25 protein-coding genes are annotated in these 25,905 nt (G+C 60.1%); 6 read left to right on the top strand and 19 right to left on the bottom strand.

The genetic code is table 11. The annotated features are described in order from the left end of the window. Positions 1–97 precede the first annotated feature (97 nt). Complete coding sequence (gdhA, locus tag I6I72_RS11955; RefSeq protein WP_049145633.1) at positions 98–1,444, bottom strand: NADP-specific glutamate dehydrogenase; 1,347 nt, start codon at positions 1,442–1,444, stop codon at positions 98–100. 127 nt (positions 1,445–1,571) lie between these two features. Here gdhA and I6I72_RS11950 point away from each other — a divergent pair, with 127 nt between their 5' ends. After that, positions 1,572–2,660 carry a glycerate kinase gene (locus I6I72_RS11950; protein ID WP_049062406.1) on the top strand — a complete coding sequence of 363 codons (1,089 nt, stop codon included), beginning with the start codon at positions 1,572–1,574 and terminating at the stop codon, positions 2,658–2,660. Here I6I72_RS11950 and I6I72_RS11945 read toward each other — a convergent pair. Continuing rightward, entirely contained in the window at positions 2,657–3,055 is a 399-nt protein-coding gene (locus I6I72_RS11945; protein ID WP_005528817.1) for a hypothetical protein, read from the bottom strand. The two genes, I6I72_RS11950 and I6I72_RS11945, sit on opposite strands and share 4 nt — an antisense overlap. 36 nt (positions 3,056–3,091) lie before the next feature. Here I6I72_RS11945 and I6I72_RS11940 point away from each other — a divergent pair, with 36 nt between their 5' ends. After that, the gene (locus tag I6I72_RS11940) at positions 3,092–4,294 is read left to right on the top strand and encodes an amidohydrolase (protein ID WP_201806956.1); all 1,203 of its coding nucleotides are present in this window, start codon (positions 3,092–3,094) and stop codon (positions 4,292–4,294) included. 87 nt (positions 4,295–4,381) lie between these two features. Then, the gene (locus I6I72_RS11935) at positions 4,382–6,769 is read left to right on the top strand and encodes a glycogen/starch/alpha-glucan phosphorylase (protein WP_201806954.1); all 2,388 of its coding nucleotides are present in this window, start codon (positions 4,382–4,384) and stop codon (positions 6,767–6,769) included. Between the two features lie 67 nt (positions 6,770–6,836). On the opposite strand, the gene I6I72_RS11930 is transcribed toward I6I72_RS11935, so the two are convergent. The 15 genes from I6I72_RS11930 to hisD all read right to left on the bottom strand — a co-directional run bounded on the left by I6I72_RS11930 (position 6,837) and on the right by hisD (position 19,963). After that, positions 6,837–7,874: an HNH endonuclease signature motif containing protein gene (locus I6I72_RS11930; RefSeq protein ID WP_201806953.1), complete on the bottom strand. Its 1,038-nt coding sequence runs from the start codon at positions 7,872–7,874 to the stop codon at positions 6,837–6,839. Between the two features lie 168 nt (positions 7,875–8,042). Next, positions 8,043–9,455 (bottom strand): pyruvate kinase, encoded by a 1,413-nt coding sequence (gene pyk / locus I6I72_RS11925; protein ID WP_034656957.1) that lies wholly within the window; start codon positions 9,453–9,455, stop codon positions 8,043–8,045. A 209-nt stretch (positions 9,456–9,664) separates the two neighbouring features. After that, the gene (gene lgt / locus I6I72_RS11920) at positions 9,665–10,561 is read right to left on the bottom strand and encodes a prolipoprotein diacylglyceryl transferase (RefSeq protein WP_005528812.1); all 897 of its coding nucleotides are present in this window, start codon (positions 10,559–10,561) and stop codon (positions 9,665–9,667) included. A gap of 29 nt (positions 10,562–10,590) precedes the next feature. Then, positions 10,591–11,421, bottom strand: a complete 831-nt coding sequence (locus I6I72_RS11915; protein ID WP_005528811.1) for an indole-3-glycerol phosphate synthase TrpC — start codon at positions 11,419–11,421, stop codon at positions 10,591–10,593. 70 nt (positions 11,422–11,491) lie between these two features. Further along, entirely contained in the window at positions 11,492–12,124 is a 633-nt protein-coding gene (locus I6I72_RS11910; protein ID WP_005528810.1) for a TIGR02234 family membrane protein, read from the bottom strand. Then, complete coding sequence (gene hisI / locus I6I72_RS11905) at positions 12,125–12,487, bottom strand: phosphoribosyl-AMP cyclohydrolase (RefSeq protein ID WP_201806951.1); 363 nt, start codon at positions 12,485–12,487, stop codon at positions 12,125–12,127. Beyond that, on the bottom strand, positions 12,484–13,248 hold the full coding sequence (gene hisF, locus I6I72_RS11900) for an imidazole glycerol phosphate synthase subunit HisF (RefSeq protein WP_201806939.1): 765 nt from the start codon (positions 13,246–13,248) through the stop codon (positions 12,484–12,486). Before hisF ends, hisI begins: the two co-directional genes overlap by 4 nt. A gap of 36 nt (positions 13,249–13,284) precedes the next feature. Further along, positions 13,285–14,046: an inositol monophosphatase family protein gene (locus I6I72_RS11895; RefSeq protein WP_005528804.1), complete on the bottom strand. Its 762-nt coding sequence runs from the start codon at positions 14,044–14,046 to the stop codon at positions 13,285–13,287. Between the two features lie 3 nt (positions 14,047–14,049). Continuing rightward, the gene (gene priA / locus I6I72_RS11890; protein WP_201806937.1) at positions 14,050–14,832 is read right to left on the bottom strand and encodes a bifunctional 1-(5-phosphoribosyl)-5-((5-phosphoribosylamino)methylideneamino)imidazole-4-carboxamide isomerase/phosphoribosylanthranilate isomerase PriA; all 783 of its coding nucleotides are present in this window, start codon (positions 14,830–14,832) and stop codon (positions 14,050–14,052) included. A gap of 15 nt (positions 14,833–14,847) precedes the next feature. Beyond that, positions 14,848–15,483 carry an imidazole glycerol phosphate synthase subunit HisH gene (gene hisH, locus I6I72_RS11885; RefSeq protein WP_201806929.1) on the bottom strand — a complete coding sequence of 212 codons (636 nt, stop codon included), beginning with the start codon at positions 15,481–15,483 and terminating at the stop codon, positions 14,848–14,850. Between the two features lie 3 nt (positions 15,484–15,486). Beyond that, positions 15,487–16,731 (bottom strand): MFS transporter, encoded by a 1,245-nt coding sequence (locus I6I72_RS11880; protein WP_053085014.1) that lies wholly within the window; start codon positions 16,729–16,731, stop codon positions 15,487–15,489. Beyond that, positions 16,728–16,886, bottom strand: coding sequence for a hypothetical protein (locus I6I72_RS11875; protein ID WP_046645250.1), 159 nt, complete (start codon positions 16,884–16,886; stop codon positions 16,728–16,730). The genes I6I72_RS11880 and I6I72_RS11875 overlap by 4 nt, the downstream gene beginning before the upstream one ends. 14 nt (positions 16,887–16,900) lie before the next feature. Further along, complete coding sequence (gene hisB, locus I6I72_RS11870; protein ID WP_049062411.1) at positions 16,901–17,503, bottom strand: imidazoleglycerol-phosphate dehydratase HisB; 603 nt, start codon at positions 17,501–17,503, stop codon at positions 16,901–16,903. Next, complete coding sequence (locus tag I6I72_RS11865) at positions 17,503–18,633, bottom strand: histidinol-phosphate transaminase (protein ID WP_005528791.1); 1,131 nt, start codon at positions 18,631–18,633, stop codon at positions 17,503–17,505. The genes hisB and I6I72_RS11865 overlap by 1 nt, the downstream gene beginning before the upstream one ends. Before the next feature lie 4 nt (positions 18,634–18,637). Continuing rightward, entirely contained in the window at positions 18,638–19,963 is a 1,326-nt protein-coding gene (gene hisD, locus I6I72_RS11860) for a histidinol dehydrogenase (RefSeq protein WP_005528789.1), read from the bottom strand. Positions 19,964–20,182: 219 nt separating this feature from the next. Here hisD and I6I72_RS11855 point away from each other — a divergent pair, with 219 nt between their 5' ends. Next, positions 20,183–21,130, top strand: a complete 948-nt coding sequence (locus tag I6I72_RS11855) for a YbjN domain-containing protein (protein WP_049062412.1) — start codon at positions 20,183–20,185, stop codon at positions 21,128–21,130. Between the two features lie 190 nt (positions 21,131–21,320). On the opposite strand, the gene I6I72_RS11850 is transcribed toward I6I72_RS11855, so the two are convergent. Together I6I72_RS11850 and I6I72_RS11845 are read right to left on the bottom strand one after the other, a co-directional pair. Beyond that, complete coding sequence (locus tag I6I72_RS11850) at positions 21,321–21,875, bottom strand: hypothetical protein (protein WP_236251960.1); 555 nt, start codon at positions 21,873–21,875, stop codon at positions 21,321–21,323. A gap of 70 nt (positions 21,876–21,945) precedes the next feature. After that, complete coding sequence (locus I6I72_RS11845; RefSeq protein ID WP_100618712.1) at positions 21,946–22,677, bottom strand: hypothetical protein; 732 nt, start codon at positions 22,675–22,677, stop codon at positions 21,946–21,948. Positions 22,678–23,035: 358 nt separating this feature from the next. On the opposite strand from I6I72_RS11845, the gene I6I72_RS11840 reads away from it, so the two are divergent. Together I6I72_RS11840 and glgX are read left to right on the top strand one after the other, a co-directional pair. Further along, a complete protein-coding gene (locus I6I72_RS11840; protein WP_005528780.1) occupies positions 23,036–23,575 on the top strand; it encodes a TetR family transcriptional regulator in 540 nt (179 codons plus the stop codon). Positions 23,576–23,673: 98 nt separating this feature from the next. Continuing rightward, the gene (gene glgX / locus I6I72_RS11835; RefSeq protein ID WP_005528778.1) at positions 23,674–25,893 is read left to right on the top strand and encodes a glycogen debranching protein GlgX; all 2,220 of its coding nucleotides are present in this window, start codon (positions 23,674–23,676) and stop codon (positions 25,891–25,893) included. Positions 25,894–25,905 lie beyond the last annotated feature (12 nt).

Raw genomic sequence — 25,905 nt, 5'->3', positions numbered from 1 at the left:
ACGCGGCACTTTAGACAAAAATCTCAAGTTCGACTTGAAGTTGGCATGAAAAAAGAGCCCCGGAGAGCTCTTTCCACTTATGCAGGTACCTTAAGTCTTAGATGACACCCTGGGCGAGCATGGCGTCAGCAACCTTCTTAAAGCCAGCGATGTTCGCACCAGCGACGTAGTCGCCTGCCATGTCGTATTCCTTGGCAGTCTTGTCGATGTTCTTGAAGATGTTTGACATGATCTCGTGCAGGCGCTGGTCCGTGTAATCGAAGGACCAAGAATCACGCGAAGCGTTCTGCTGCATCTCCAGAGCAGACGTTGCAACGCCGCCGGCATTAGCAGCCTTGCCCGGCGCGAAGTTCACGTCAGAGCCCAAGAAGTAGTGGACAGCATCCGCGGTACACGGCATATTTGCTCCTTCAGCGACGTAGCGGACGCCGTTCGCTGCCAGGACCTTAGCAGAGTCGACGTCGAGTTCGTTCTGAGTTGCGCAAGGCAGGGCGACGTCGGCAGCAACCTCCCAGATGTTGCCACCTGCGTGGTACTCCACTCCCTCGCCGGCTTCTGCAGCATAGGCGGAAATGCGCTCGCGGCGGACTTCCTTAATGTCTTTAATCAGCTCGATGTCCACGCCATTCGGGGTGGTAACGTAACCGGCCGAGTCAGACATCGCTACGACGGTGCCGCCGAGCTGCTGGACCTTCTCTGCGGCGTAGATGGCCACGTTACCGGAACCAGAAACGATAACCTTTGCACCCTCGAAGGACTCGCCGTGGGTCTTCATCATCTCGGAGGTCAAGTAGACCAGGCCGTAGCCGGTAGCCTCGGTGCGCACCAAGGAACCACCCCAGGTCAGCCCCTTGCCAGTAAGGACGCCGGACTCATGCTTGTTTTCCAGGCGACGGAACTGACCAAACAGGTAGCCAATCTCGCGGCCGCCGACGCCGATGTCGCCCGCAGGAACGTCGCGATACTCGCCGATGTGGCGGTGTAGCTCAGTCATGAAGGACTGGCAGAAGCGCATGACTTCGGCGTCGGACTTGCCCTTCGGGTCGAAGTCAGAGCCACCCTTGCCGCCGCCGATAGGCAGGCCGGTCAGAGAGTTCTTGAAGATTTGCTCAAAGCCCAGGAACTTGATGATCCCTAGGTTCACGGACGGGTGGAAACGCAGGCCGCCCTTGTACGGGCCAAGCGCGGAGTTAAACTGAACGCGGAAGCCACGGTTGACGTGAATGTTGCCCTGGTCGTCGGTCCACGGAACACGGAAAATCAGCTGACGCTCCGGCTCACACAGGCGCTCAACGAGGCCGTAATCAGCGTAGTGAGGATCCTTATTCAAGACTATCTTGAGGGAATCCAAGACCTCGAACAATGCCTGGTGGAACTCTGGCTCACCGGCGTTGCGCTTGAGGAGCTTGTCGTAGTATTCGGAGATTTGCTGGTCGATCGACACGTGGGTCACCTTTCGCTGCGGCCGCAGGGCGGCTGATGTCTTGCAGAACAAGAAATAGTTTTCTATTAATCGACCAAAAATGCAACTCGGTATGAGCAGAAACACCCCTACGCCTATACTTTTCCGCATGCATATAATCGTCGCACCAGACTCTTTCAAAGGAACGGCAAGCGCAGCCCAAGCCGCCGCAGCCATCGCTGGGGGCTTGCGCGCCGCGCTTCCCGACGCCACCATCACCACCCTCCCCATGGCCGATGGCGGCGAAGGCACAGCAGAAATCCTCGCTAACGCCGCCGCCCTTTTCGGAGCTGAAGTGCAGACCATCACGCTTCCGACTACCGACGCCGTGGGCCGACTCACCGAGGCCAGCTACTACCTGGCCGGCGAGCAAGCGCTTATCGACGTCGCCTCCGCCACCGGTTTGCCCGCCGTCGCCGACGCGTTGAACCCGCTGCACTCGGATTCCTACGGCACAGGTGTACTCATCGCTGACGCGGAGTCGCGCGGCGCCAAGCAGATCGTGCTGTGCCTCGGCGGCAGCGCCACCATCGACGGCGGCATGGGCATCCTTGCGGCGCTGGGCGCGGCGGCTCACGATGACCGTGGCTATGCCCTGCCAAAGGGCGGAGCCCCGCTGGTGCGCCTGGCAAGCATCGATACTGCACAGCTCAACATCAAGGCGGGCGCGCTCGACTACACGCTCCTCGCTGATACCCGCGCCATCCCTGTCCAGGCCGCCACCATGTACGGCCCACAAAAGGGAGCCGAGGGCGAACAAGTTGCATTGCTCGCGGGTGCGCTGCTGCGGCTGTGCGAGGTAACGGGCGTCGACGAAAAAGCCGAATCCTTCGGCGCCGCAGGCGGCATCCCCATCGCGCTGCGCTGGCTCTCGGAAACGCTGTGGGGCAACGACGAGCACTTCGAGTTGCTTGCCGGCGGAGCTTATGTGGCAGAAAAAATGGGCCTGCCCGAGAAGATTTCTCAGGCAGACCTCATCGTCACCGGTGAAGGCCGCTTCGACGAGCAGTCGCTCACCGGCAAGGTCGTGGGAACCCTCACGGACCTGGCGGACGAGACTCCCCTAGGCATCATCGCCGGTAGCATCGACGCCCCACTGCCCGACGGAGCGATAGGCGTGGAGCTGGGTGAGGAAGGCGACGTCATCGAGCAACTGCGTGAAGCAGCCATCCAGCTAGCAGCTAAGTTTGCAAGCTAGGGCTGCACCTGGACGGACCATGGGAAGATAGCAGGACGCTCGTGTGCCACCTCGTCTTCCAACAAGACGTGGTCCTTCGGGAGCACCGCGTGCGGGGTAAGCAGGCGCGCGAGCACCATCGTCAGCTGATTGACGGAGCCTTTTACTCCTTCGACGTTGATGTCGTAGCGGTAAACGTTAGCGTCTTCTAGCTCGCGATCCTCGTGCTCATCGCGGTAGGTCTGGCGCAGCTGCGCATCAAGGCCCTCTGGGATTTTGGGATCGGCCACGCGAGTAACGTTTGCGGCAGACAGAGTTCCGTTATCTAGGAGCTTCTGAGTGGCGGTGCTAAAGACTTCGGCGACGCGCTCGGCTTGGGTATCCGGCACAAGGACATCAAACTGAATAATTGGCATGTAGGTAACCCTACCCAAACTAGAAGAAGATTAGCTATGGCAGACTCCCTTAAAATCGCAGACCTCCTCACGACCAGCGGCGTTGATCTAAGCTGGCAGCGCGAATTCTACGAAGACCTCCACCGCCATCCCGAGCTCTCCCACGAAGAGGAGCGAACCGCGGGCCGCATCCTGGAGAAGTTGCGCGCTTTCGACTGCGAGATTGTCGACTCCATCGGCGGCCACGGCATCGTCGCGATCTTCCGCAACGGCGACGGCCCTACGGCACTGATGCGCGCGGACTTCGACGGGCTGCCTGTCGCGGAGGAAACGGGTGTCGACTTTGCCGCCACGAACGGCAAGATGCACGCCTGCGGCCACGACATGCACACCACGACTCTGCTGGGAGCATGTGCGCTTCTCGACGCCCACCGCGACGCCTGGACCGGCACCTTCCTCGCGCTATTCCAACCGGCGGAGGAGTCGTCAATGGGCGCAAAGTTCATGATTTCCGACTCACTGACCTCCCGTGTACCGAAGCCCGACATCTGCCTGGGCCAGCACATCATGCCGGGTAAAGCGGGCGACGTGCAGTCGCGTCCTGGGGCTATCATGGCTGGCTGCGATTCGCTCCGCATCCGCGTCTTTGGCCGCTCCGCGCATGCATCCATGCCCCACGAGAGCATCGACCCGACATATATAGCGGCAATGATCGTCACTCGCCTGCAAGCCATCGTGGGCCGCGAGGTTGCTCCACATGACTTCTTCGTTATTTCTGTCGGCGAGTTGCATTCAGGCGATAAGAACAACATCATCCCTGAGACCGCCGAGTTGGTGCTCAACACGCGCTACTACAAGCCGGAAATCGCCACCCGCGTCTACGCGTCGCTGGAGCGCATGGTGCGCGCCGAGTGCGAGGCCTCTGGGGCTCCTACTCCGCCGACCTTCGAGTACTTCGCCCACGGCGAGGTCACCGACAACGACTTAGCCGCCCACGAAACCGTCCGCAGCATCTTCGACGCCGTCTTCGACGAACAGTCCGTCGCTGCCTCTCCTTCCACTGCATCCGAAGACTTCTGCTACCTACCGCAGGCTTGGGGAGTTCCCTACTACTTCTGGTTCATCGGCTCCACCCCCGCAGAATTCGCGGACAATCCACCAGTCAACCACCAGTCGACGTTCCTGCCGGACTATGCCCCCACCGTTCAATCCGGTACCCGCGCAGCCGCCGCGGCGGTGCTGGCCTACTTGGGGAAATAGCGGCGTCGCCAAGCGCATGCCAGCGCAACTGAACCGATACCGTTAAGCTGACACACGGAAATTATCTTCTTAGGGATAGGTGAAACATTGAGCCAGCCAAAGCACTCCGCTTTTCAGTCCACTGTTCCTGCGCACGTGCGCTCCGCAGCCGGCGTACGCCCCACCACGGCGACCGACCGCAAGTTCTGGTCCGGTCTTTCCTCTGCCGTCATGGCGCAAATCGCCGACAACTGGGAGGCCACCCGCGCCGCTTATGCCGCTACCCGCCAGCAGCACTACTTCTCCGCCGAGTTCCTGCAGGGTCGCGCGCTCCTGAATAACCTCACGAACCTGGACCTCGTCGACGAGGCAAAGGCCGCCGCCAAACAGGGCGGACGCGAGCTTTCCGACGTCCTCGAAGCCGAGCACGATGCGGCCCTCGGCAACGGTGGCCTTGGCCGCCTGGCAGCGTGCTTCCTTGACTCTGCGGTCACGCAGGATTACCCGGTGACCGGCTATGGCCTGTTGTACCGCTACGGTCTGTTCCGCCAGTCCTTCGAGAATGGCCACCAGAAAGAGGAGCCAGATGTGTGGATGGAAAATGGCTACGAGTTTGTGATTCGTCGCGCTTCTGAGCAGCGCCGCGTTCACTTCGACGACATGGACGTCCGCGCGATTCCTTATGACATGCCAATCACTGGCTACGGCACTGACAACGTGGGTACGTTGCGTTTGTGGAAGTCTGAACCGATCAATGAGTTCGATTACGATGCCTTCAACTCCCAGCGCTTCACCGACGCGATTGTCGAGCGCGAGCGCGTCATGGATATCTGCCGCGTGCTCTACCCCAACGACACCACCTACGAGGGCAAGGTGCTGCGCGTTCGCCAACAATACTTCTTCGTATCTGCGTCCTTGCAGGCGATGATCGATAACTACATCGAGCACCACGGTTCCGACCTGCGCGGGTTCGCTAAGTACAACAGCATCCAACTCAATGACACCCACCCAGTTCTGGCCATCCCGGAGCTGCTTCGTTTGCTGCTTGATGAGCACGATTTGTCGTGGGACGACGCGTGGAAGGTCGTGACCGAGACCTTCGCCTACACCAACCACACCGTGCTGGCCGAGGCGCTGGAGAGCTGGGAAGTCTCCATCTTCCAGAAGCTGTTCTGGCGCATCTGGGAGCTCGTGGAGGAAATCGACCGCCGCTTCCGCGAGGACATGGCTACCAGGGGCCTCGATCAAGGGCGCATAGACTACATGGCGCCTGTGTCCAATGGCCAGGTGCACATGGCATGGATTGCCTGCTACGCCGCGTACTCCATCAATGGTGTGGCTGCACTGCACACGGAGATCATCAAGGCCGACGCGCTGTCCGAGTGGCACGAGCTGTGGCCGGAGAAGTTCAACAACAAGACCAACGGCGTTACCCCGCGTCGCTGGTTGAAGATGTGTAACCCGCGCTTGGCCAAGCTTTTGACCAAGCAGTCCGGTTCGGATGAGTGGGTCACTGACCTCACCAAGCTCGCTGAGCTGGCTGAGTTGGCGGAGAATGAGAAGGTTCTGCGCAAGCTCATGGAGATCAAGCACAAGAACAAGGTGGACTTCGCCCAGTGGGTAAAGGAGCACCAAGGCGCCGAGGTAGATCCGGATTCGATTTTCGACGTTCAGATCAAGCGCCTGCACGAGTACAAGCGCCAGCTCATGAACGCCCTGTACATCTTGGACCTGTACTTCCGTATCAAGGAAGACGGCGAATCCGTACCGAAACGTACCTTCATCTTCGGTGCCAAAGCGGCTCCGGGTTACGTGCGCGCCAAGGAAATCATCAAGCTCATCAACACCATTGCGGAGTTGGTGAATAACGACGAGGACACCCGCGACATCATTCGCGTGGTCTTCGTAGAGAACTACAACGTCTCTCCTGCCGAGCACATCATCCCAGCGGCGGATGTTTCCGAGCAGATTTCCGTTGCTGGTAAAGAGGCTTCCGGCACGTCCAACATGAAATTCATGATGAATGGCGCTTTGACGCTGGGCACGATGGACGGCGCGAACGTTGAGATCGTGGAGGCCGTTGGCGAGGACAACGCCTACATCTTCGGTGCACGAAACGAGGAGATTCCGTCCCTGCGCGAATCCTACAACCCTGGCGAGCTGTACAACACGGTTCGAGGCCTCAAGCGTGTCCTCGATGCGCTTAACAACGGCACGTTGGGCCACGAGAATTCCGGCATGTTTGGGGACCTGCGCTCTTCGCTTCTCGACGGCCAGGGAGTACATGCCCAGGACACCTACTACGTCCTCGGTGACTTTGAGTCCTACCGCGAAGCACGCGACCGTATGGCCAATGATTACGTCGCCGCCCCACTCGACTGGGCGAAAAAGGCATGGCTCAACATCTGCCTGTCTGGCCGCTTCTCTTCCGACCGCACGATTGCCGACTACGCCAACGAAGTGTGGAAGCTCAACCCCGCTCCGATTAACCGCTAACCGCAGGCACGACTAGTAGGCGCTAGGGATCTTCCCTAGCGCCTTTTGCGCGCGTGGTGGTCGAATCTTAAGGCGGCGGCCGCAGGTCTTGTTTGATAAACACCGGCTTGCCTGACTTGGGCGATATCCAGGCCAGCCGGCCGCCCACCCGGCCGATACGTCCGCGGTGGGCTGGCCCGGCAGGGTCGTCTTGGTTGAGGCCATTGTGATAAGCGCACAACGGAACCAGGTTGTCGAGGTTAGTCATCCCACCACCTCGCCACGACTCGATATGGTGGATCTGACATTCGTCGAAAGGCACCTTACAGCCTGGCCATACGCAATGGCGGAAGCGTGCTTTGAGGATTGCACGCTGTTTATCGTTGGCCACGCGCTGAGTCCGGAAAGCGTCTATGGGCCCTTCCAGCGGATGCACCAGCACGGCCTCGCCATGGTGGGAAAGCGCTCGTTGAATATACTGCGCCCCAGACATGACCGCACCATTGCTGAGCTCGATGGTGACTTCCTCACCGTCGCCGTCAACGATGCGGTCGAGCTGGTCCAGATACACAATCGCCGAGGTACGAACTTTTACTACCCCGCTATCGCTTCCTCCTGCGACCAAAGCCCGGAATCCTTCCAGCTCTCCTTCTGCATGACGGAGCAGGGCGCGGAAGTCGGCAATGGTTAGCGCAGTGTCGGTGATGCGGATGGACCCGAGTCCGTTGGCGTGACGGGAGTGTGTAACCTTCGGAGCCGGTTGCGGTGGGGTGAGGATTTCGCGCAGTCGCTTGCGGGCGACAAAGTCGATGCGGTTGCCCGGAGTCTGGCACAGCTCGACGCGCAGGTCCCACGCTTGTCGCTGGCCGCGCACCCGCGAGACATACTTCTCAATCTGCCCCAGCGTGCTGAGACCATGGCGCTGGCGCCGCGCACCGGCGACCGCCCGCGCTTGTTTGCGGCTAAAAGGTGTCTTGCCATAGTAAACCGCTGTAAGGGTGAGCAGGAAGTCGGCGTCGTCAGGCGCGGCTCCCATGGAAACCATGTCAGACTTACTCAGCGCAGCTGCCTCGGCGAGGAGTTCCACGCCGAGGGCACGCGCCTGAAAATACGTCTGAAGGTTCATACCTCACACGCTAGAAGCATCTCCCAGACCCCTACAAGAGCGATTTCTGAGCCTGTGGATAACTCCCGCAAAAACCTGCTTTTTTGACAGCCTCAGATGACCCGACAACAAAGTTATCCCCAAAACCACGAAACCCCCTGCGCGAGGCAGGGAGTCAACGAGTGAGAATTAGTTGCTCTCACCAAGCATGTGGCACTGAATCATGTTGGTGTTGCCTGCGATTCCCGGAGGAGTACCGGCGATAACCACGATGAGGTCGCCTTCCTTGTAGTTTTCCATAGCAAGCAAAGAACGATCGATGGTGGCCATCATGTCGTCAGTGGAGTCGACAGCGTCGCTCAAGAAGGTCTGAGCGCCCCAGGTCAGGGCAAGCTGCGAACGGACAGCTGGGTCCGGTGTAAAGGCCAACAGCGGCAGCTTGGAGTGCAGACGAGCCACGCGCTTTGCGGTGTCACCGGAGGTGGTGAACGCAACGATTGCCTTCGCGTTGAGGCGCTCTGCGATATCGCGAGCCGAGTAGGACACAACGCCGCGCTTGGTGCGTGGAACGTGCGACAGCGGCGGAACCTGTCCGCCAGACTCAGCGTTCTGGACAATGCGACTCATAGTGCGGACGACGTTCTGCGGGTCGATACCAACGGAAGTCTCACCGGAGAGCATCACGGCATCGGCGCCATCAAGGACGGCGTTGGCGACGTCGGAAGCCTCGGCACGGGTCGGGCGCAAGTTGCTGATCATGGAATCCAGCATCTGGGTAGCCACGATGACTGGTTTTGCGTTCTCGCGTGCAATCTGGATAGCGCGCTTTTGGAAGAGCGGAACCTGCTCGAGCGGAACCTCAACGCCGAGGTCGCCGCGAGCAATCATGATGGCGTCGAAAGCCAGAACGATGGACTCCAGAGCATCGACTGCCTCTGGCTTCTCCAGCTTCGCGATGACAGGAATGCGACGGCCTTCCTCATCCATGATGGCGTGAACCAAGTCCACGTCAGCTGGCGAGCGCACGAAGGAAAGCGCAATCATGTCGACGCCCAGCTTCAGGGCGAAGCGCAGGTCGGCGATGTCCTTCTCGGACAGGGCAGGCACGGAAATGTCCATGCCTGGCAGGGAAACACCCTTGTTGTTAGACACTGGGCCACCCTCGGTGACCTCGCAGACGACGTCGTTGCCGTCCACTTCCTTGCAGACAACGGCGACCTTGCCGTCGTCGATAAGCAGGCGGTCGCCTGGCTTCGCGTCGTTGGCCAGGTTCTTGTAAGTGGTGGAAACTCGGTCGTGAGTGCCCTCGACGTCATCCACGGTGATGCGGACGATTTCGCCGTCTGCCCACATCTCTTCGCCATTGACGAAGCGACCGAGACGGATCTTTGGCCCCTGCAGGTCGGCGAGGATGCCGACTGCCCGGCCAGTCTCGTCCGTTGCTTCACGAACCCAACGGTAGTTGGCTTCGTGATCGGTGTGATCACCGTGGGACATATTGAGGCGTGCTACGTCCATACCCTCGCGCACGAGGCCAAGGATTCCGTCCTTGCTTGCCACGGCCGGTCCCAGAGTACAAACGATTTTGGTTCTTCTATCCAGCATTGAAAGCCCTATTCACGTCGGAAATGCTAACGCCACCCAACGTACCCGCGTTCGCGCTCAACGGCCACTGCAAAAGCCAACACAAAACCTCACGCCCACAGAAAAATCTTTGGGAAACCGGGTAAAAAGGACCTTAAAACGGTCACAAACGGGCGTGAGCGGGCAGAATGGCCACGCGTCAAAGAAGCATAAACGCTGCCAAATTCCTAGTGTGATTCAGCCGACGCTCTTGACGACGCCCCCTCATCCCCGCGTGGATTGACTTCCTCCGGGCTTTCCTGCCCGCGCGGCAGACGGAAGAACACAATGAGCGCCACCACAAACAGAACCACCGAAACAATGACGTTGATGCGCAACCCGAATACCAACGTGGCCTCGTCGGCTCGCATGTTCTCCACGAAGAAGCGGCCCAACGTATAGCCCGCCACGTAGAGGGCAAAGAGACGACCATGGCCCAGTTTCCAAGCTTTTTGCGCCCACAACAGGAACAGGCACACGAGCACGTTCCACACCAGTTCGTAGAGGAAGGTCGGATGCACGGAGGTCATAACCTCGCCCGTGGAGTGCCCGGAGACTGGTGCGTACTCCCCCGCCTCGTTAACGCGGTAGAAGATATCAAGTGCCCACGGAACGTCGGTAGGGCGCCCGTAGAGTTCCTGGTTGAACCAATTACCCAAGCGTCCGATGGCTTGGGCCAGGATGAGGCCGGGGGCGACGGCGTCGGCAAACGGCGCCATGGGCACCTTTTTGACCTTGAACATGACCCAGATAGCAAACACGCCAAGCGCCACCGCGCCCCAGATGCCGAGTCCACCGTTGGTGACTTTCAGCGCATCGACCGGGTTGCAGTCCGCGCAGAAGTACTTCTCGTGGTCAGTGATGACGTGGTACAAACGCCCACCAATGATTCCGGCCGGGATGATGACAATCGCGGCATCCCACACCACATCTGGGTTGCCGCCGCGCGCTACGTAGCGCCGGTGAGTCATCCACATCGCCACCAGAATGCCTGCAATGATGCAGAATGCGTACGCACGCAGCGGAATTGGACCAAGATGCCACACGCCTTGCGGCGGGGAGGGGATATTCGCGAGGATTTGCACGCTAAACAGTTTGCCCTATGTGACGCCGCCTAGTCCATCTTGCGCGAGGGACACGCCGGGTGTTGGCCCGCCGCCACCAAGGAACGCGCCGCAGCCGCTGGGTCTTGGGCGGCCATGATCGCCTCGCCAACCAACACCGCATCCGCCCCCTGCGAAGCATAGGAGAGCACGTTGCGCGGCGAATTCACGCCACCAATCGCGATGCGGACAATCGATTCCGGCAGGCCCGGCACAATCTCCGAAAAGGCCTCGCGGTTAATCGCATCCGAGACCACCGACCACGCATTAATGGCCACCACGCTGCCGCCGGCTTTGATAGCGCGGTCGACCTCGTCGCAGGACCGGACCTCCAAGATGGCCGTCATCCCTAAGGACTCGATGCGGTCGAGCAGAGCCTCCAAACGTGCCTGTTCCAAAAGCTCCACCTGCAGCGGCACGGCGTCGGCGCCGTAACAGCGCGCCTCGTGAATCTGATATGGGTCCACCACGATGTCACGGCAAATCATCGGGATATCAATGGCTGAGCGCGCCGCGCGCATGTCTTCCAAAGAACCGTGGAAACGGCGCCTATCCGTCTGGCACGCCATCAAATGCACGCCGGTATCCGCCAGCTGGCGCGCCATCGCCGCCACCGATTCCGGCGAGTCCAAGTGAGCGATTTCGCCCGCATAGGGAATGGCGCGTTTGATTTCAGTGATGATCGAGCAGCCGTTACGCAACAGCGCAGCGCGTACGTCACGGGGCTCTTCCATGGAGCGGGAGCGAGCCTTGATGTCCTGAAAGGAGACACGGGCCTCGCGCACGGCGACGTCGTCAAGCACACCTGCTATCAGGTGGTCTACCGCGATAGGTGTGGACATCAGCACCTCCCTCCATAAGGGCGTTTTAGATCACACTTAGGCTATCGCGTCAACACCTCGAATCTAAAATCTAGTCCCGTTTTACATCCGTGGGATCAATGTCATTGTCGAGGGCGTCCCACATCACGCGGCCGGAGTCGGTGGTGGTTTCCAGTTCCTCGGCGATCATCTCCTGGCGGGCGGCGGGGGTTTCGTACTTGGTGGAGCGCGGCTTATCGACGCCCGGCTTACGCACCAGGAGGACCGCTCCAAACAGGGCCACTGCCGCGCCGATAATCGCGATGACCGGCCCGACCTTGGAGACCTCGGTGCCAATCACGATAGCCCAGTCCGAGATGTGTGCGCCGTTGACGGCATTTTCGTCGGAGGAGCCGGCGCGCAGGAGTTCCTGGGCGCGGGCGGCGTCCGCGCCGTAGGTCAGCAACGACACTGGGTTCCATGCCACGGCGGCGGCCGCGACGGCGCATACGGCAGCCACCACGCGGCGGGCTGTACGACGCAGCGCAGCACCCGCGACAGCGCCCACGAGGAGCACCAAGGTCAAGGCGATAAGCTCCAGCGACCAGAAGGAGCCGATCATGTCCACGATGCTGAAGCCGGATTTATCGTCCTCCACTGACGCGATGGCCCAGGTCATGCGAGATGAAAGCCACAACAGGATTGCTCCAACTGCGATAAGGAGCGGGCCGATACGGCGTGCCATCTAAAAAGCGCCTCCCAAAAGGTCACGAGAATCAAAGCAGGTGCGGTCCCCCGTGTGGCAGGCCGCGCCTTCTTGGCGAACTGTAATCAGGATGGTGTCGCCATCGCAATCCAGACGGGCGCCGAGGACCTCTTGGGTATGCCCCGAAGTCTCGCCCTTAATCCAGTAGGACCGGCGCGAGCGCGAATAATACGTGCCCTTGCGCGTGGCCAGGGTGTGGGCCAGCGCGTGGTCATCCATCCACGCCATCATGAGGACCTCGCCCTGCTCGGATTGCGCGATGGCGGGCACCAGACCGGCCTCGTTGCGCTTAAGGAGCGCCGCGATGGAAGGGGCGAGTTCGTAGTCTGCGGGGTTGCTCACTGGCGCACCTCGTAAGAGGCCTCGGCAAGCGCGTCCTTGACCTCCGCGATCGAGCCCTCACCGAAGTGGAAGATGGAGGCAGCCAGTACTGCGTCGGCACCCGCGGCTACGGCCGGCGGGAAGTGCTCCGCCTTGCCCGCCCCGCCGGAGGCAATCACAGGGATGTTCACCGCCGCGCGCACCTTTTCAATGAGCTCGATATCGAAGCCGGCTTTGGTGCCGTCGCCGTCCATGGAGTTGAGGAGGATCTCCCCCACGCCCAGCTCCGCACCGCGCACAGCCCATTCGATGGCGTCGATGCCCGCCGACTTCGTGCCGCCGTGCGTAGTGACCTCGAAGCCGGAAGGCTGCTCAGCACACCGGCGGGCGTCGACGGAAAGGACGATGCATTGGGAACCGAAGACGTCGGCAAGCTCGCGGAGCAACTCCGGGCGCGCAATCGCGGAAGAATTCACGGAAACCTTATCCGCCCCGGCGCGCAGGAGCTCGCGTACGTCGCTCACGGAGCGCACGCCGCCGCCCACGGTCAGCGGGATGAAGACCTGATCCGCAGTGCGCTTGACGACGTCGATCATCGTTCCGCGCCCATCTTTCGACGCGGAGACATCGAGGAAGGTCAGCTCGTCTGCTCCGAGCTCGTCGTAGCGAGCCGCAAGCTCGACTGGGTCGCCTGCATCACGCAGGTTCTCGAAGTTCACGCCTTTGACGACGCGGCCATTGTCTACGTCAAGACAAGGAATAACACGCACGGCCAGCGCCATTGCGTCCTCCTAAAAGATAAAGGTTGGAAAGTTAAGCTAGCGGTGGCGAGCCACGATGTCGAGGAGCGCGGCATGCACCTGCGGGGTGCCAGCCACAAGGCCGCGGGAGGACGGAGTCCACTCGTTGCCTTCGGGATCGGTGGCGATACCACCAGCTGCCTTGATGAGCAGGGCACCCGCAGCGTTGTCCCACGGGTGCGGCGAGAAGTTGACCACGCCGTCAAACACTCCTTGGGCCACAAACGCGGAGTCCACGCCCACAGATCCGGTCATGCGCGGGCGCAGGCCGGTCTCGCGGATCTCGTGGAAGATGTCCGTGGGCAAGTGCGAGGAGCAGCCGACGTGGCCGCGGGCCTCGTCGAAGCCGGTAGCGGGGCCACCGATGGAGCGCAGCTGCATGCCGTCGGCCGCCACGAGTCGGCGCCCCAGCAGCGGGAAGTCCGCGACCGCCACGACGGGCGCGCCCTCGTGGATGAGGCTGACCAAGATGCCGCACAGCGGATTGCCCGCGGAGTAGTTGGCCGTACCGTCGATGGGGTCGACGACCCACATGGTGGAACCAAACTCTGCCGCATCATCACCGCCGAAGCTCGTGGATTCCTCGCCATAGACCTCAATGCCCGTGAGCTGCGTGAGGTGCAAGCGCAGTTGTTGCTCAATCTGCAGGTCTACCTCGGTGGCAAAGTCGCCTTCGCCCTTAAAATGGGCAGGCGGCGCACCTAAGCCGGAGCGGAAAAGCTCCTCTACTTGGTCAACGGCCGCCTCGGCAAAGGCCACCAGCTCACGGGGTTGGGTCATGGTTTAGCGCTCCTCGATGGGGTCAATGTAGTCCTCTTCCGGCAGCGGTTCCACCTCGGCCACGGCGGCCAAGGCTTCCTCGAGGCTAAACCGACCCTCGTAGAGCGCCTTGCCGATAATCGCGGAGTCGATGCCCTGGTTCTCATAAAGTGCGAGCTCGCGAAGGTCATCGAGGGTAGAAATGCCGCCCGACGCCGTTACCTTGGCGTCGGTAGCCGCGGCGACCTCGCGCAGCAGCTGAACGTTAGGGCCTTCCAGTGTGCCGTCCTTGGACACGTCAGTGACCACAAAGCGCGTGCAGCCCGCAGCGTCGAGGCGCTCGAGCACCTCCCAGAGGTCGCCACCGTCGGACACCCAGCCGTTGCCGCGGGTACGCCATTCGCCATCCTCCAAACGCACGGCGAGGTCAACGGCTATCTTGTCGCCGTGCTCTGCCAACACCTTTTCGATCCACTCCGGATTCTCCAGCGCCGCAGTACCGATGTTGACGCGGCGTGCGCCGGTAGCCAGCGCGCGGGCCAGCGACTCGTCGTCACGAATGCCGCCGGTGAGCTCGACCTGAATATCGAGCGAGGAGGTAATCTCGGCCATCAGCTCGTAGTTAGAGCCGCGGTTAAACGCTGCGTCCAGGTCCACGAAGTGCAGCCACTCCGCGCCCTGCGCCTGCCACTTCTCCGCAGCTTCGCGGGGTGCGCCATAGGACTTTTCGGTTCCGGCTTCGCCCTTATCTAGGCGGACGGCTTGGCCATCGACGACGTCGACAGCGGGCAACAAAGTAAAGCTCATAGTTTCAAATCCTATTTAAAGCGTGTTCATCCAGTTGCGTAACAAACGGGCCCCTACTTCCCCGGACTTCTCCGGATGAAACTGGGTAGCCCACAACGCGCCGTTTTCTGCTGCGGCCACGAAGCGGTCGCCCCCGTGCTCGGCCCAGGCAACCTTGGGCGGCTCGGTAATTTCGGTGCTCAGCTCCCACGAACGCGCGCCATAAGAATGCACGAAGTAGAAGCGTTCGTGCGGGTCAATACCGGCGAACATCTGGGAGCCCTCCGGAATCTCCACGACGTTCCAGCCCATGTGCGGCAGCACGTCTGCCTGCAGCTTCTCGATTCGGCCTGGCCACTCGCCACAGCCGGCGGTTTCAATACCATGCTCGTTACCGGCGTCGAAAAGCACCTGCATTCCCACGCAGATACCTAGTACCGGCCGGCCGCCCGCCAGGCGCTGGCCGATGATGCGCGGACCCTGTGCCTTCTTCAGCCCTTCCATGCAGGCGGCGAAAGCGCCGACTCCGGGCATCACGAGGCCGTCTGCCTCCACGGCAACTTTTGGGTCTGCAGTCACGGTGACCTCGGCCTCCGCGTGCTCCAGCGCGCGCTGCGCGGAACGCAGGTTACCTGCACCGTAGTCCAGCAGAACAACATTCTTCCGTGTCATGGGCTATACCTTACGCAACCTTCTCAACCGTGTTTGGATATCGTGAGTTTCGCTCACGCGGGTCTTGCCCAGCACCATATCTGTGACAGTGAGCAGCAGTCCGCCCGCGATAATCGCCGCGCCCACCCCGAAGGCGCCGCTATAGCCGGAGCCTGCGACGATGGCGCCCAAGACGGTGGAACCTAGGCCGGTGCCGGCGTCGTAGAAGATGTTCCACACGGCGGAGGCCTCGGAAATCTTTTCGCGCGGCACGCGGTTAAACATGGACAGCAGTGCCTCGTTTTGCGCGATGCCGAAGGAACCACCATAAATCACCGCGCCAAGCACAAGCAGCCACAGGGACCAGCCCTGTCCCAGCGTCAGCGCGATAAGCCCCACGCCCAGCGCCGCAGCGACCTGCGCCGGAATATAGAGGGTTCCGGGCCTGCCGAGTCGATCAGCGACCACGCCCGCCAGGTAGCGCAGCACCATCGCCGCAGCACCCACGACGGACAGCAGGAGTCCGCCGACGGCCGCGCCCTTTACCGGGTCCAGTTCACGGGCGGCAGGAGCGATGAACGTGGACACCACGCCGTAGCTCATGGAGAAGGTGGTCAACGCGAGCGCCGGCACGGCGACGAGTTTCCACATCGGCGCCACCGCGTATTGCTGCGGCGCCGCGCTTGGCCGCGCCGCCTTCAGCCGCGGCACCCGCAAGCACATGAGAAAGCCCACGATGCCGATGATTCCAGCAGTGATGTAGACGGTACCGAATCCCCACGCCTGCCCCATGGCGATACCAGCGGGCAGGAACAGCATCTGCGAGAAGCCGATGAATACGCCGATCATGCCGGTGGCCTTGCCGAGCAGGCGGGGCGGGGTGATCTCCGCAATGAGCGCGTTTTCGGCCACAGTCAGCGCGCCGAAGCCAATTCCGCGCAGCGCGGAGAAAAGCAGCACCACCCAGGCCTCGTTACCGAGGAGGTGGCCGAAGGCGGGCACGCCAAGCAGGAGTGCGGACGCAGCCATCACCGGACGATAACCAAAGCTGCGCAGCATTCGCGGGGTCGCGATCTGGGTCATGACCGTCGTAGCCATGAAGGCACCCGTGGACGCGCCGGCGAGGGTGGCCGAGCCGCCGGATTCAAGAACCGCGAGCGGAACTACCGGCAAGAGGATCGACCACGCGCTAAAGGCCGCCGCCACAGCCACCATCGTTGCTGCGTATCCAGGCACCGACCACACAGACGCCTGTGTCTTGCGGCTCACTGCCCCATCACCCCAAACATCCACGCTAAAGCCGCCGCTGCGGAGACCGCCCCGAGAACAGCTGCGACAAGCGTAAAGAACTTAGAACCCTGCTGGTACGCCGACCACGCGCCGCCAAAGAGCAGGCCCGCCACGAGGAACAGGATCAGGATCATGATGTTGCCAGAAATCAGAGCGCTCCCTTCGTGGAAGGAATTCCCTTCACGCGCGGGTCAGACTCCACGGCCTGGCGCAGCGCGCGGGCCACGGCCTTGTACTCCGCTTCGGTGATGTGGTGGGGGTCGCGTCCGTAGCGCACGTTGAGGTGCAGCGTGGTCGCGGAATGGGTAGCCAAGGTCTCGAAGAAGTGGCGGTTAATCACGGTGGCGTAGTGGCCACCGATGACCTGCCACTGCATGCTCTCCGGCTCGCCGTTCATGACAAAATATGGGCGGCCAGAGATGTCGATGACAGCCTCGACGAGGGTCTCGTCCATCGGCAGCAACTGGGAACCGAAACGGCGGATGCCGGCCTTGTCACCGAGGGCGTCGGCAATAGCGCGTCCCAGCACAATCGCGGTGTCCTCGACCGTGTGGTGAGCGTCGATCTCGATATCGCCTTGGGCGTGAATTTTCAGGTCGAAGCTGCCGTGCGTGCAAAACGCACCCAGCATGTGGTCAAAGAACGGCAGCCCAGTGCTGATGTCTGATTTGCCGGAGCCATCGAGATTGATCTCGATTCGGATCCGGGACTCTGAGGTCACGCGTTCGGCGGTACCGATGCGATCTGCCATTACCTGTCTCCTTCGCTTTCAGCCGGTGTAGAAGCGCCTAAGACTTTACCGGCAAGCTCTTCTGCGGCGGCAAGGAAGGCATCGTTTTCCTCCGGCAGGCCGATGGTGGTGCGCAGAAAGCCCGTTTGGCCGACGTCGCGAATGAGCACCTGACGCTCCAAGAATTGCTCCCACACCGTGTGCTGGTCTGCAAAGTGTCCGAAGAATACGAAGTTGGACTCGCTGGGCACGACGAAGTAACCGAGCTCCTGCAGCTTGGCGACGACCCTGTCACGCTCAGCCGCCAGCTTGGCCACTGTGGCAAGCGTGTCCTCGCTATAGCGCAGAGCGACGGTGGCGGCCGCCTGCGACAGAACCGACAGGTGGTACGGAAGACGCACGAGCATGACTGCCTCGACGAAGGCTGGGTCAGCCACGAAATAGCCCAAGCGGCCACCTGCGAAGTCGAAGGCCTTGGACATGGTGCGGGAGACCACGAGCTTGGTGGGGTACTTCTGCAGCAGTGTGGTGGCCGAGGGCGAGTCGGAGAATTCCATGTAAGCCTCGTCCAGGATCACGATTCCGGGAGCGGCCTGGATGATCTTCTCCACGAGCTCGATCGGGGTGACGTCGCCGGTGGGATTGTTGGGCGTGGTCACGAAGACAACATCAGGCTGGTGCTCCGCGATGGCTGCGAGCGCAGCGGACTTATCGATGCGGAAGTCCTCACCGCGGGGGCACGCGATGAACTCCGTCTGGGTGCCCGCACACAGAATGGGGTGCATGGAGTAGCTCGGGGTAAAGCCCAATGCCTTGCGGCCTGGGCCGCCGAATGCCTGCAGCAGTTGCTGCAAAACCTCGTTGGAGCCATTGGCGGCCCACAGGTTTTCCACGCCCACGCGCACGCCGGTCTGCTTGGTGATGTATTCAGCAAGCGCCGTGCGCAGCTCTACCGCGTCACGCTCTGGGTAGCGGTTGAGGCTCGTCGCCTGCTTCTCAATGGTGCGCACCAAGTCGTTGACCAGCGCCTCGCTCGGTGGATAAGGGTTCTCGTTGGTATTGAGCTGGTTGTCCACCCGCAGCTGCGGAGCACCGTAGGCGGACTTTCCGCGCAGTTCTTCGCGCAGCGGAAGATCGTTGAGTTCAGCCATGGTTCTAGTTCTCCTTAAAACGGGCTGCGATGGATTCGCCGTGAGCGGGAAGCGCCTCGGCGTCAGCAAAAGCAATGACGTTAGCGGAAATGTCTTCCAGCGCAGCGCGGTCATACTCAATGAGGTTGACCGGGCGCAGGAAAGTGTGGGTGGACAGGCCCGCGCTAAAGCGCGCGGTGCCGGAAGTCGGCAACACGTGGTTAGAGCCCGCCGAGTAGTCGCCCAGCGGCACCGGCGAGTAATCACCCACAAAGATGGCGCCGGCGTGTTTGATGCGCTCGGCTACCTCACGGGCATTCGCGGTGTGGATTTCTAGGTGCTCTGCGGCGTAGGCATCCGCTACGGCGATGCCGGCCTCGAGGTCATCTACCAAGATAATTCCGGACTGCTCACCTTCGAGAGCCTCCCGCACACGATCGGCGTTGCGAGTGACCTCGAAACGTGCGGCAACCTCGGCGTCGACAAGCGCGGCGAAATCCGCGTCATCCGTAATGAGCACGCTCGCCGCCAGCGGATCGTGTTCTGCCTGGGAAATAAGGTCATAGGCCACGTAGATAGGGTTCGCCGTGGAATCCGCCAAGATGGCAATCTCCGTGGGGCCTGCCTCGGCGTCCGTTCCCACCACGCCGCGCACTAGGCGCTTGGCGGCCGTGACGAAGATGTTGCCCGGACCAGTGATGATGTCCACCGGCTCCAACACAGCCTCGCCCGTTTCGGGTTCGTCGTCGCCGTAGGCCAAAAGTGCCACAGCCTGGCCACCCCCGACGGCCCACACCTCGTCAACGCCGAGCATGTGGCAGGTTGCAAGAACGGTGGGGTGCGGCAGACCGCCGAACTCCTTTTGCGGCGGCGACGCCACTACCAGCGCGGAAGCACCGGCCTCCTGGGCTGGAACCGTGTTCATGATGACAGAGGATGGGTACACCGCCTTGCCGCCCGGCACGTATAGACCCACGCGTTCGATGGGCTGGAACACCTCGGTGACCGTGGCGCCTGGGGCAAGCGTCGTGGTGTGCGAGCTAGGCTTTTGTTCGGCGTGCACCTTACGAACGCGCTTGATGGATTCTTCGATTGCTGCGCGTACCTTGTCGTCGAGTTCCGTTGCTGCCTTGGCCAATTCCTCAGCAGGCACACGCACCGTTGCGGGGCGCACGCCGTCGAATTGCTCGCCGAAGCCAAGTGCGGCACCAGCGCCACCGTCACGGACCGCATGGACCATCGGAGCAACCTTATCCACATAGGCGGCAACGTCTGCACCTCCGCGCGGAAGGACACGACGCAACTGGGATGCCGTGAGCTGCTTTCCGCGGAGGTCGATGGTGTGCAACATGCTTGAATCTTCCTTTTCGGTTGGTTTTCTAGATTCCGCTGGCCAATTAGGGGACCACTGTGGCCTCATTGTAGGCCACAACTTCTTGGACTTTTTCTATAGCCAAACCAATATACTAACGCCAAATTCGCAGCGCGGGGCCATGTTTAGGTAATAGAATTAAGCAGCACCATATCCACGCATCATCGGTACGTAGATTAAGGAAGGCAGGGCTCGCGCATGGACGAATTCGATCCGGAAGCCGAACTGAGCCCTTCTCCGGGCGAGCTGTTGCTCATGAGCGTTGCACGCATTGCGGCAACAAACGGCATCCACTGCATTCACGTCAGCGATGAGTTACTCATTTTCCCCCATTCCACGCTGGGAGAGACCCGTGTATGCATGGATCCGGAAGGCGAACCGGTGTTGCGCTTTTATACGACGCCGAGCGGCCACCTGGGCTTCGCGGAGGTCTCCGCAGCAGGCGAATTCGCCAACGACTGGAACCATGACTGCATTTCCCCACGCATAATGCTCGACTACGACGACCCCAGCGCAGTGACAGTGTGGGGCCACACGTTCTTGGTGGTCCAAGACTCCCCCACCACCGAACAGCTAGAGGCTACCTTGACCCCGGCGTTGCGTAATTCGGAGCTGTTTTTAGAAGCGCTTGGCGACGCCTTCCCTTCCCTCCGGCAGGCACCACCCTCACTGTTCATTACGACGTTAGAGATGGACCATACGGACGAGGAATCAGATACGGTTCGTCCGGTCGACGTGGAACGAATTGAGGAGATTCTGCGCAAGCTCGGGATAAACCGCTTCCAAACCGATTCTTCGCAGTCCATCTACGCGTGGATTAACGACGTTTTGTTCGCATTCGTAGTCGACGTGGGGCCGAGTTTCATTATCAAAGGCCACTGGGATCCGAATTTCCGCGGGGAAGACTTCACCCGCATATTCCTGACCTGCAATGATTGGAATCGCGCCAACCACTCGGCGGCGGCATTTTGCCACTCAAACTCCGATGGCTTGCAGGTCCGCTTGGACTACGCGGTCATGACCGGTGGCGGAATGAGCGACGCGCAGATGCTCACCACCTTGGGACGAGGCATCAAGCACATCTTGCACGGAATCGATGACATTTCGCGGGAGTCGGTGGGCAATTCTCCTGTCGAATGGCCTTAAAACGTAAGCTAGGGCCCCACGAGGGCCCCGGCATGCACGAATACGGGGATTCGAACTAGGTTTTATTCCACGCTTGCGTACTTACCTGTCTTGGCAAGTGTCTCATTCTGCAAAAGGCTGTCAAAACCCAAAAGCGCAGGATAGCAGCAGGAACTTCCGACCCTACGCTCTTAAATAATTGACCCCGAAATCAGCTTTCCACCGAAGCGGCCTTCCCGGACCCGGCTGACGTTGGAACGTCCACGAACACCGCCGACCAATAGGCAAAGACAGCCATAAACGGCGAAACTATCCAGGCCACCCCCGGCGTGAACTTGGGAACAAACTCGACTAACTCCCCAGGATTTTCCGGCGCAGCCTGTGCCGTGACACCACCCACCACATAGAGTGCAGCGGCACCCGCCAAACAGGAGATGCCCACCCATAGTAGCTGCCCAACCCCACGGTATGCTTCGCCCCGCATATAAGAAATCATGCCAAAGACAAGCCCCAGAAACCCTACGAGCAGCACGTATACGATAAATGATGAGAACTGCACATCCGCGACGTTCTCGATTGCATAACCGCCGCCTTCAACTCGACGCCCAGACAATGTGGGGCGCCACAGACCCCACAGAGCCCCAACCGCGGAGTAGACGACGAGAATTAGAGCTAGCAGCCCCGCACCAAAGCCGAAAGGGCGCGGGATTGAAATCTGAGGATGGGACACCATACGTGACGAGGCCTGACTGTAGACGCGAGACATGAAAACCAAAAGAGGAAGTGCCGGAGCACTCCCCCTTTTTCTAAAGGACTTCGATACTTAGCTTTAAAACTTAAACCTCGCCGCAGAAAGTCCAGTTACCACCCTCGCGACGGAAGCGCATGGTAGAGCTGTCCACACCCTGGTTAGTCTTGACGTTCACCGTTGCAGAGGCGTCATCGCCATTGACCACAACATCGTTAATGGATTCCACACCAACAGCATTCCAGTCGAAGCCATTGAGCTGGCTTGTATCCTGGCCAGAAGCAGCGAGCATGTTCTTCAAGTCGTTCATTGGAACGTCCGGAATCTGGTTGTAGTCCATGTTGGCCATCTCAGCTCCCTGAGCATTCAGCACTGCAGAGCAGGTGTGATCCGGCATGTACTTAAAGAACTGACGCATCGTAGTGGTTTCGTACAAACCACGGACCAGCCGGTTAATGCCATCGACATCAGCCTGGCTTGCTGGCTCGCCCTGAACCGGTGGTACCGGAGCAGCGTTCTCGAGCGGGTTAGCGCCGCCTTCAAAAGGGTTCACCAAAGTCTCTGGAGCAGCAGCGGCGTCCGCGCCTTTCTTTTCCTTGTTTGCATCCTTCTCATCGCTAGCCTTAGCGTCCTTGCTTGACGCAGCCGACTTGTCTGCACTCTCGGAAGATTTGGATTTTGCGGATGGGGCTGCGGATGTTTTCTTATCGCCAGACTGAGCGTTGTTCGATTCATCGTCGCTTCCACACGCTACCAGTGCCATAGGCAGCACCATTGCTACGGCAACGAGGGACTTCTTCGCAGGGGTTAGAAAAGACAAGGGTTGGGCTCCTGAGATATACGGCTTTGCTCGATTCATCACAACGTACCTCAACACGACGTGATGATAGACCTTGTGTTCAAGTGTCCAAGCAAGTTTCTGTTCTGGCCAATACTAACAAGCCGACGGTGAATATTACATGGCGGCAACCTTAAAGAAGTCTGTGAAACTTTGCCGCTTCTTGGAGATTCACTGTCAAATGTTAGCCCCATCACCCAGTTCGTCGAGTTACCTCCAATAATCACCCCGCATTTCACGCCCTATCAACCTTGCGGGCCAACCCTAGATTCGACGTCGGCACAAGCGCTATCTATCTGGAATAACCAAAACCCAAGTTTCAAGTAGGTAAGATGATGCCGTGCAACTACACCGAGACCGCATTTTGTCCACAGCCCTTGAGCTCCTCAATTCTTATGGGCTTGCAGACGTAACGATGCGCCGAGTTTCCACCACGTTGGGCGTTGCCCCCGGTGCGCTGTATTGGCACGTTGCCAACAAACAAGCCCTCATCGCTGGAATGGCAGAGGAGATCCTCTCCCCAGTCGAGGGTTCCAACCCAGTTGATTTTGCCATGAACCTGCATGCCACCCTGATTAGCTGGAGGGACGGTGCGGAAGTAGCAAGTGCGGGTTTGGCTTTCCCCGATTCTCACGCGTGGGACGCCCTCATCAACAAGCTGTCGGCATCGTTTGATTCGATCAGCGACCAAACGGTTTCAGATGACAGCATTCATGCCGCAGCCTTAGCAATCGCGCATTTGGTGCTAGGAGCTACGCAGATGGAGCAATCCCAACAACAGTTGTTGGCCACCGCAGGCGAAGGTCAAACAATCGACCATGTCCCAGACATTCGGCGGGGCGTGGAAATCATCGTCAAAGGCCTCCGCGCCCCAATTTAAGCCTCTACTTTGCTCCCCTTGCCCGCTTTTCCTGCGGGTTTGCCGCTACATCCGTTCACGCCACGACCGTGTCCGCTTGATTCATTAAGCTCTAATGCATGACTGAAACCTCTGTTTCCCCGGTTGAAGCCTCGTCCAACGCTGACACCACGGCTGATGCAATTTCCCCGACTCAAGCATGGCCCGGTAAAGCTGCCCCACTGGGTTCAACCTTTGACGGCTCTGGCACCAACTTCGCTATCTTCTCTGAAATCGCAGAGCGGATTGAATTGTGCCTCATTGATCGCGATGGCTCCGAAGAACGCGTTGAGCTAACCGAAGTCAATGCTCACGTCTGGCACGCATATTTGCCAAACGTCGGACCCGGCCAGCGTTATGGCTACCGCGTCTACGGTCCATATGATCCAGACAATGGCCTGCGGTGCGACCCCAACAAACTCCTTGTGGATCCTTATGCGCGCGCTTTCGATGGCGACTTCGACGGTGATGCTTCCCTCTACTCCTACGACATCCATGCCGAAGAACCAGGCACTGGCCGCAACGAGGAAGACTCCCTCGGCCACACCATGCTTTCCGTAGTCATCAATCCATTCTTCGATTGGGCGGGTGACCGTCGTCCGCGCACTCCAGACAATGAAACGGTCATCTACGAAACCCATGTCAAGGGCATGACGATGACCCACCCGGACGTACCAGAAGATCTCCGCGGTACCTACGCAGGTATGGCGCACCCAGCCATCATCAACTACTTCAAAGAACTCGGCGTTACCGCAGTGGAGTTGATGCCGGTGCACCAGTTCCTGCAGGATGACCGCCTGCGCAATCTCGGCCTGCGCAACTACTGGGGCTACAACACCTTCGGTTTCTTCGCACCGCACCTGGACTACGCCCATGCCAAGAAGCCAGGCGAGGCGGTCGCCGAGTTCAAGGCCATGGTCCGCGCATTCCACGAGGAAGGCATCGAGGTCATCCTCGACGTGGTGTATAACCACACCGCCGAAGGAAACCACTTGGGCCCAACAATTGCTTTCCGCGGCATCGATAACCACGCTTATTACCGCTTGGTGGATGACAACAAGCGCCACTACATGGACTACACCGGCACGGGTAACTCCTTGAACGTGCGCCACCCTCACTCCCTGCAGCTCATCATGGACTCCCTGCGCTACTGGGTCACGGAGATGCACGTCGACGGTTTCCGCTTCGACTTGGCGTCGACGCTGGCGCGTGAGCTTGACGACGTCGACAAGCTCGCCACCTTCTTCGACTTGGTACAGCAAGATCCCGTGGTCAGCCAGGTCAAACTCATCGCTGAGCCGTGGGATGTGGGCCATAATGGCTACCAAGTGGGCAACTTCCCACCGATCTGGAGCGAATGGAACGGCAAGTACCGCGACACGGTCCGCGACTTCTGGCGTGGCGAGCCCGCCACGCTGGGTGAGTTTGCGTCCCGCATCACCGGCTCTTCCGACCTGTACGCCAACAACGGCCGTCGCCCAACCGCGTCGATCAACTTCATCACCGCACACGATGGCTTTACGCTGCGTGACTTAGTCTCGTACAACGACAAGCACAACTCCGCTAACGGTGAGGACAACCGCGACGGCGAGTCCCACAACCGTTCGTGGAACCACGGCGTTGAAGGTCCCACGGATGACCAAGAAGTCAAGGCACTGCGTCGGCGCCAAGTACGCAACTTCCTAACCACGTTGCTCCTGTCCCAGGGCACACCGATGCTGTGCCATGGTGACGAATTTGGCCGCACCCAGGGCGGGAACAACAACGTCTACTGCCAGGACAATGAAACCTCCTGGATGGACTGGTCCTTGTTGGATGAGGAAAAGAGTGCCACAATGCTTGGGTTTACCAAGCGTGTACTCAACATTCGCCGCAATCACCCGGTGTTCCGCCGTGAGCGCTTCTTGGCCGGTGGCCCGCTGGGCTCGGACGTACAGGATCGCGACATCGCCTGGCTCGTTCCTTCCGGCAAGCTCATGACGCAGAATGACTGGGATCATGATTTTGGCCGCGCGCTGATGGTTTACCTCAATGGCAACGCGATTACTGAGACCACTGCCCGCGGCGAGCGCATCACCGATGATTCCTTCATCATGATCTTCAATGCCCACCACGGTGACATTGAGTTCACCCTGCCCACCAAAGACTTGGGTGCACGCTGGCGTCTCATCGTCGATACTGCCGATTCCGGCGGATACCCCGCGGAGGAAACCTACATTGATGCGGAGGGTACGATCACAGTTCAACCGCGCTCGACGCTGATCCTTCGCCAAGAAGAGCCACCAGTCTTCGACGCTTAAGAATTTGTCCGC

It is taken from the genome of Corynebacterium striatum (assembly GCF_016728105.1).
GTDB lineage: Bacteria > Actinomycetota > Actinomycetes > Mycobacteriales > Mycobacteriaceae > Corynebacterium > Corynebacterium striatum.
The sequence above is the reverse complement of the archived record's forward strand: the minus strand, read 5'-3'. Positions and strand labels throughout refer to the sequence as shown.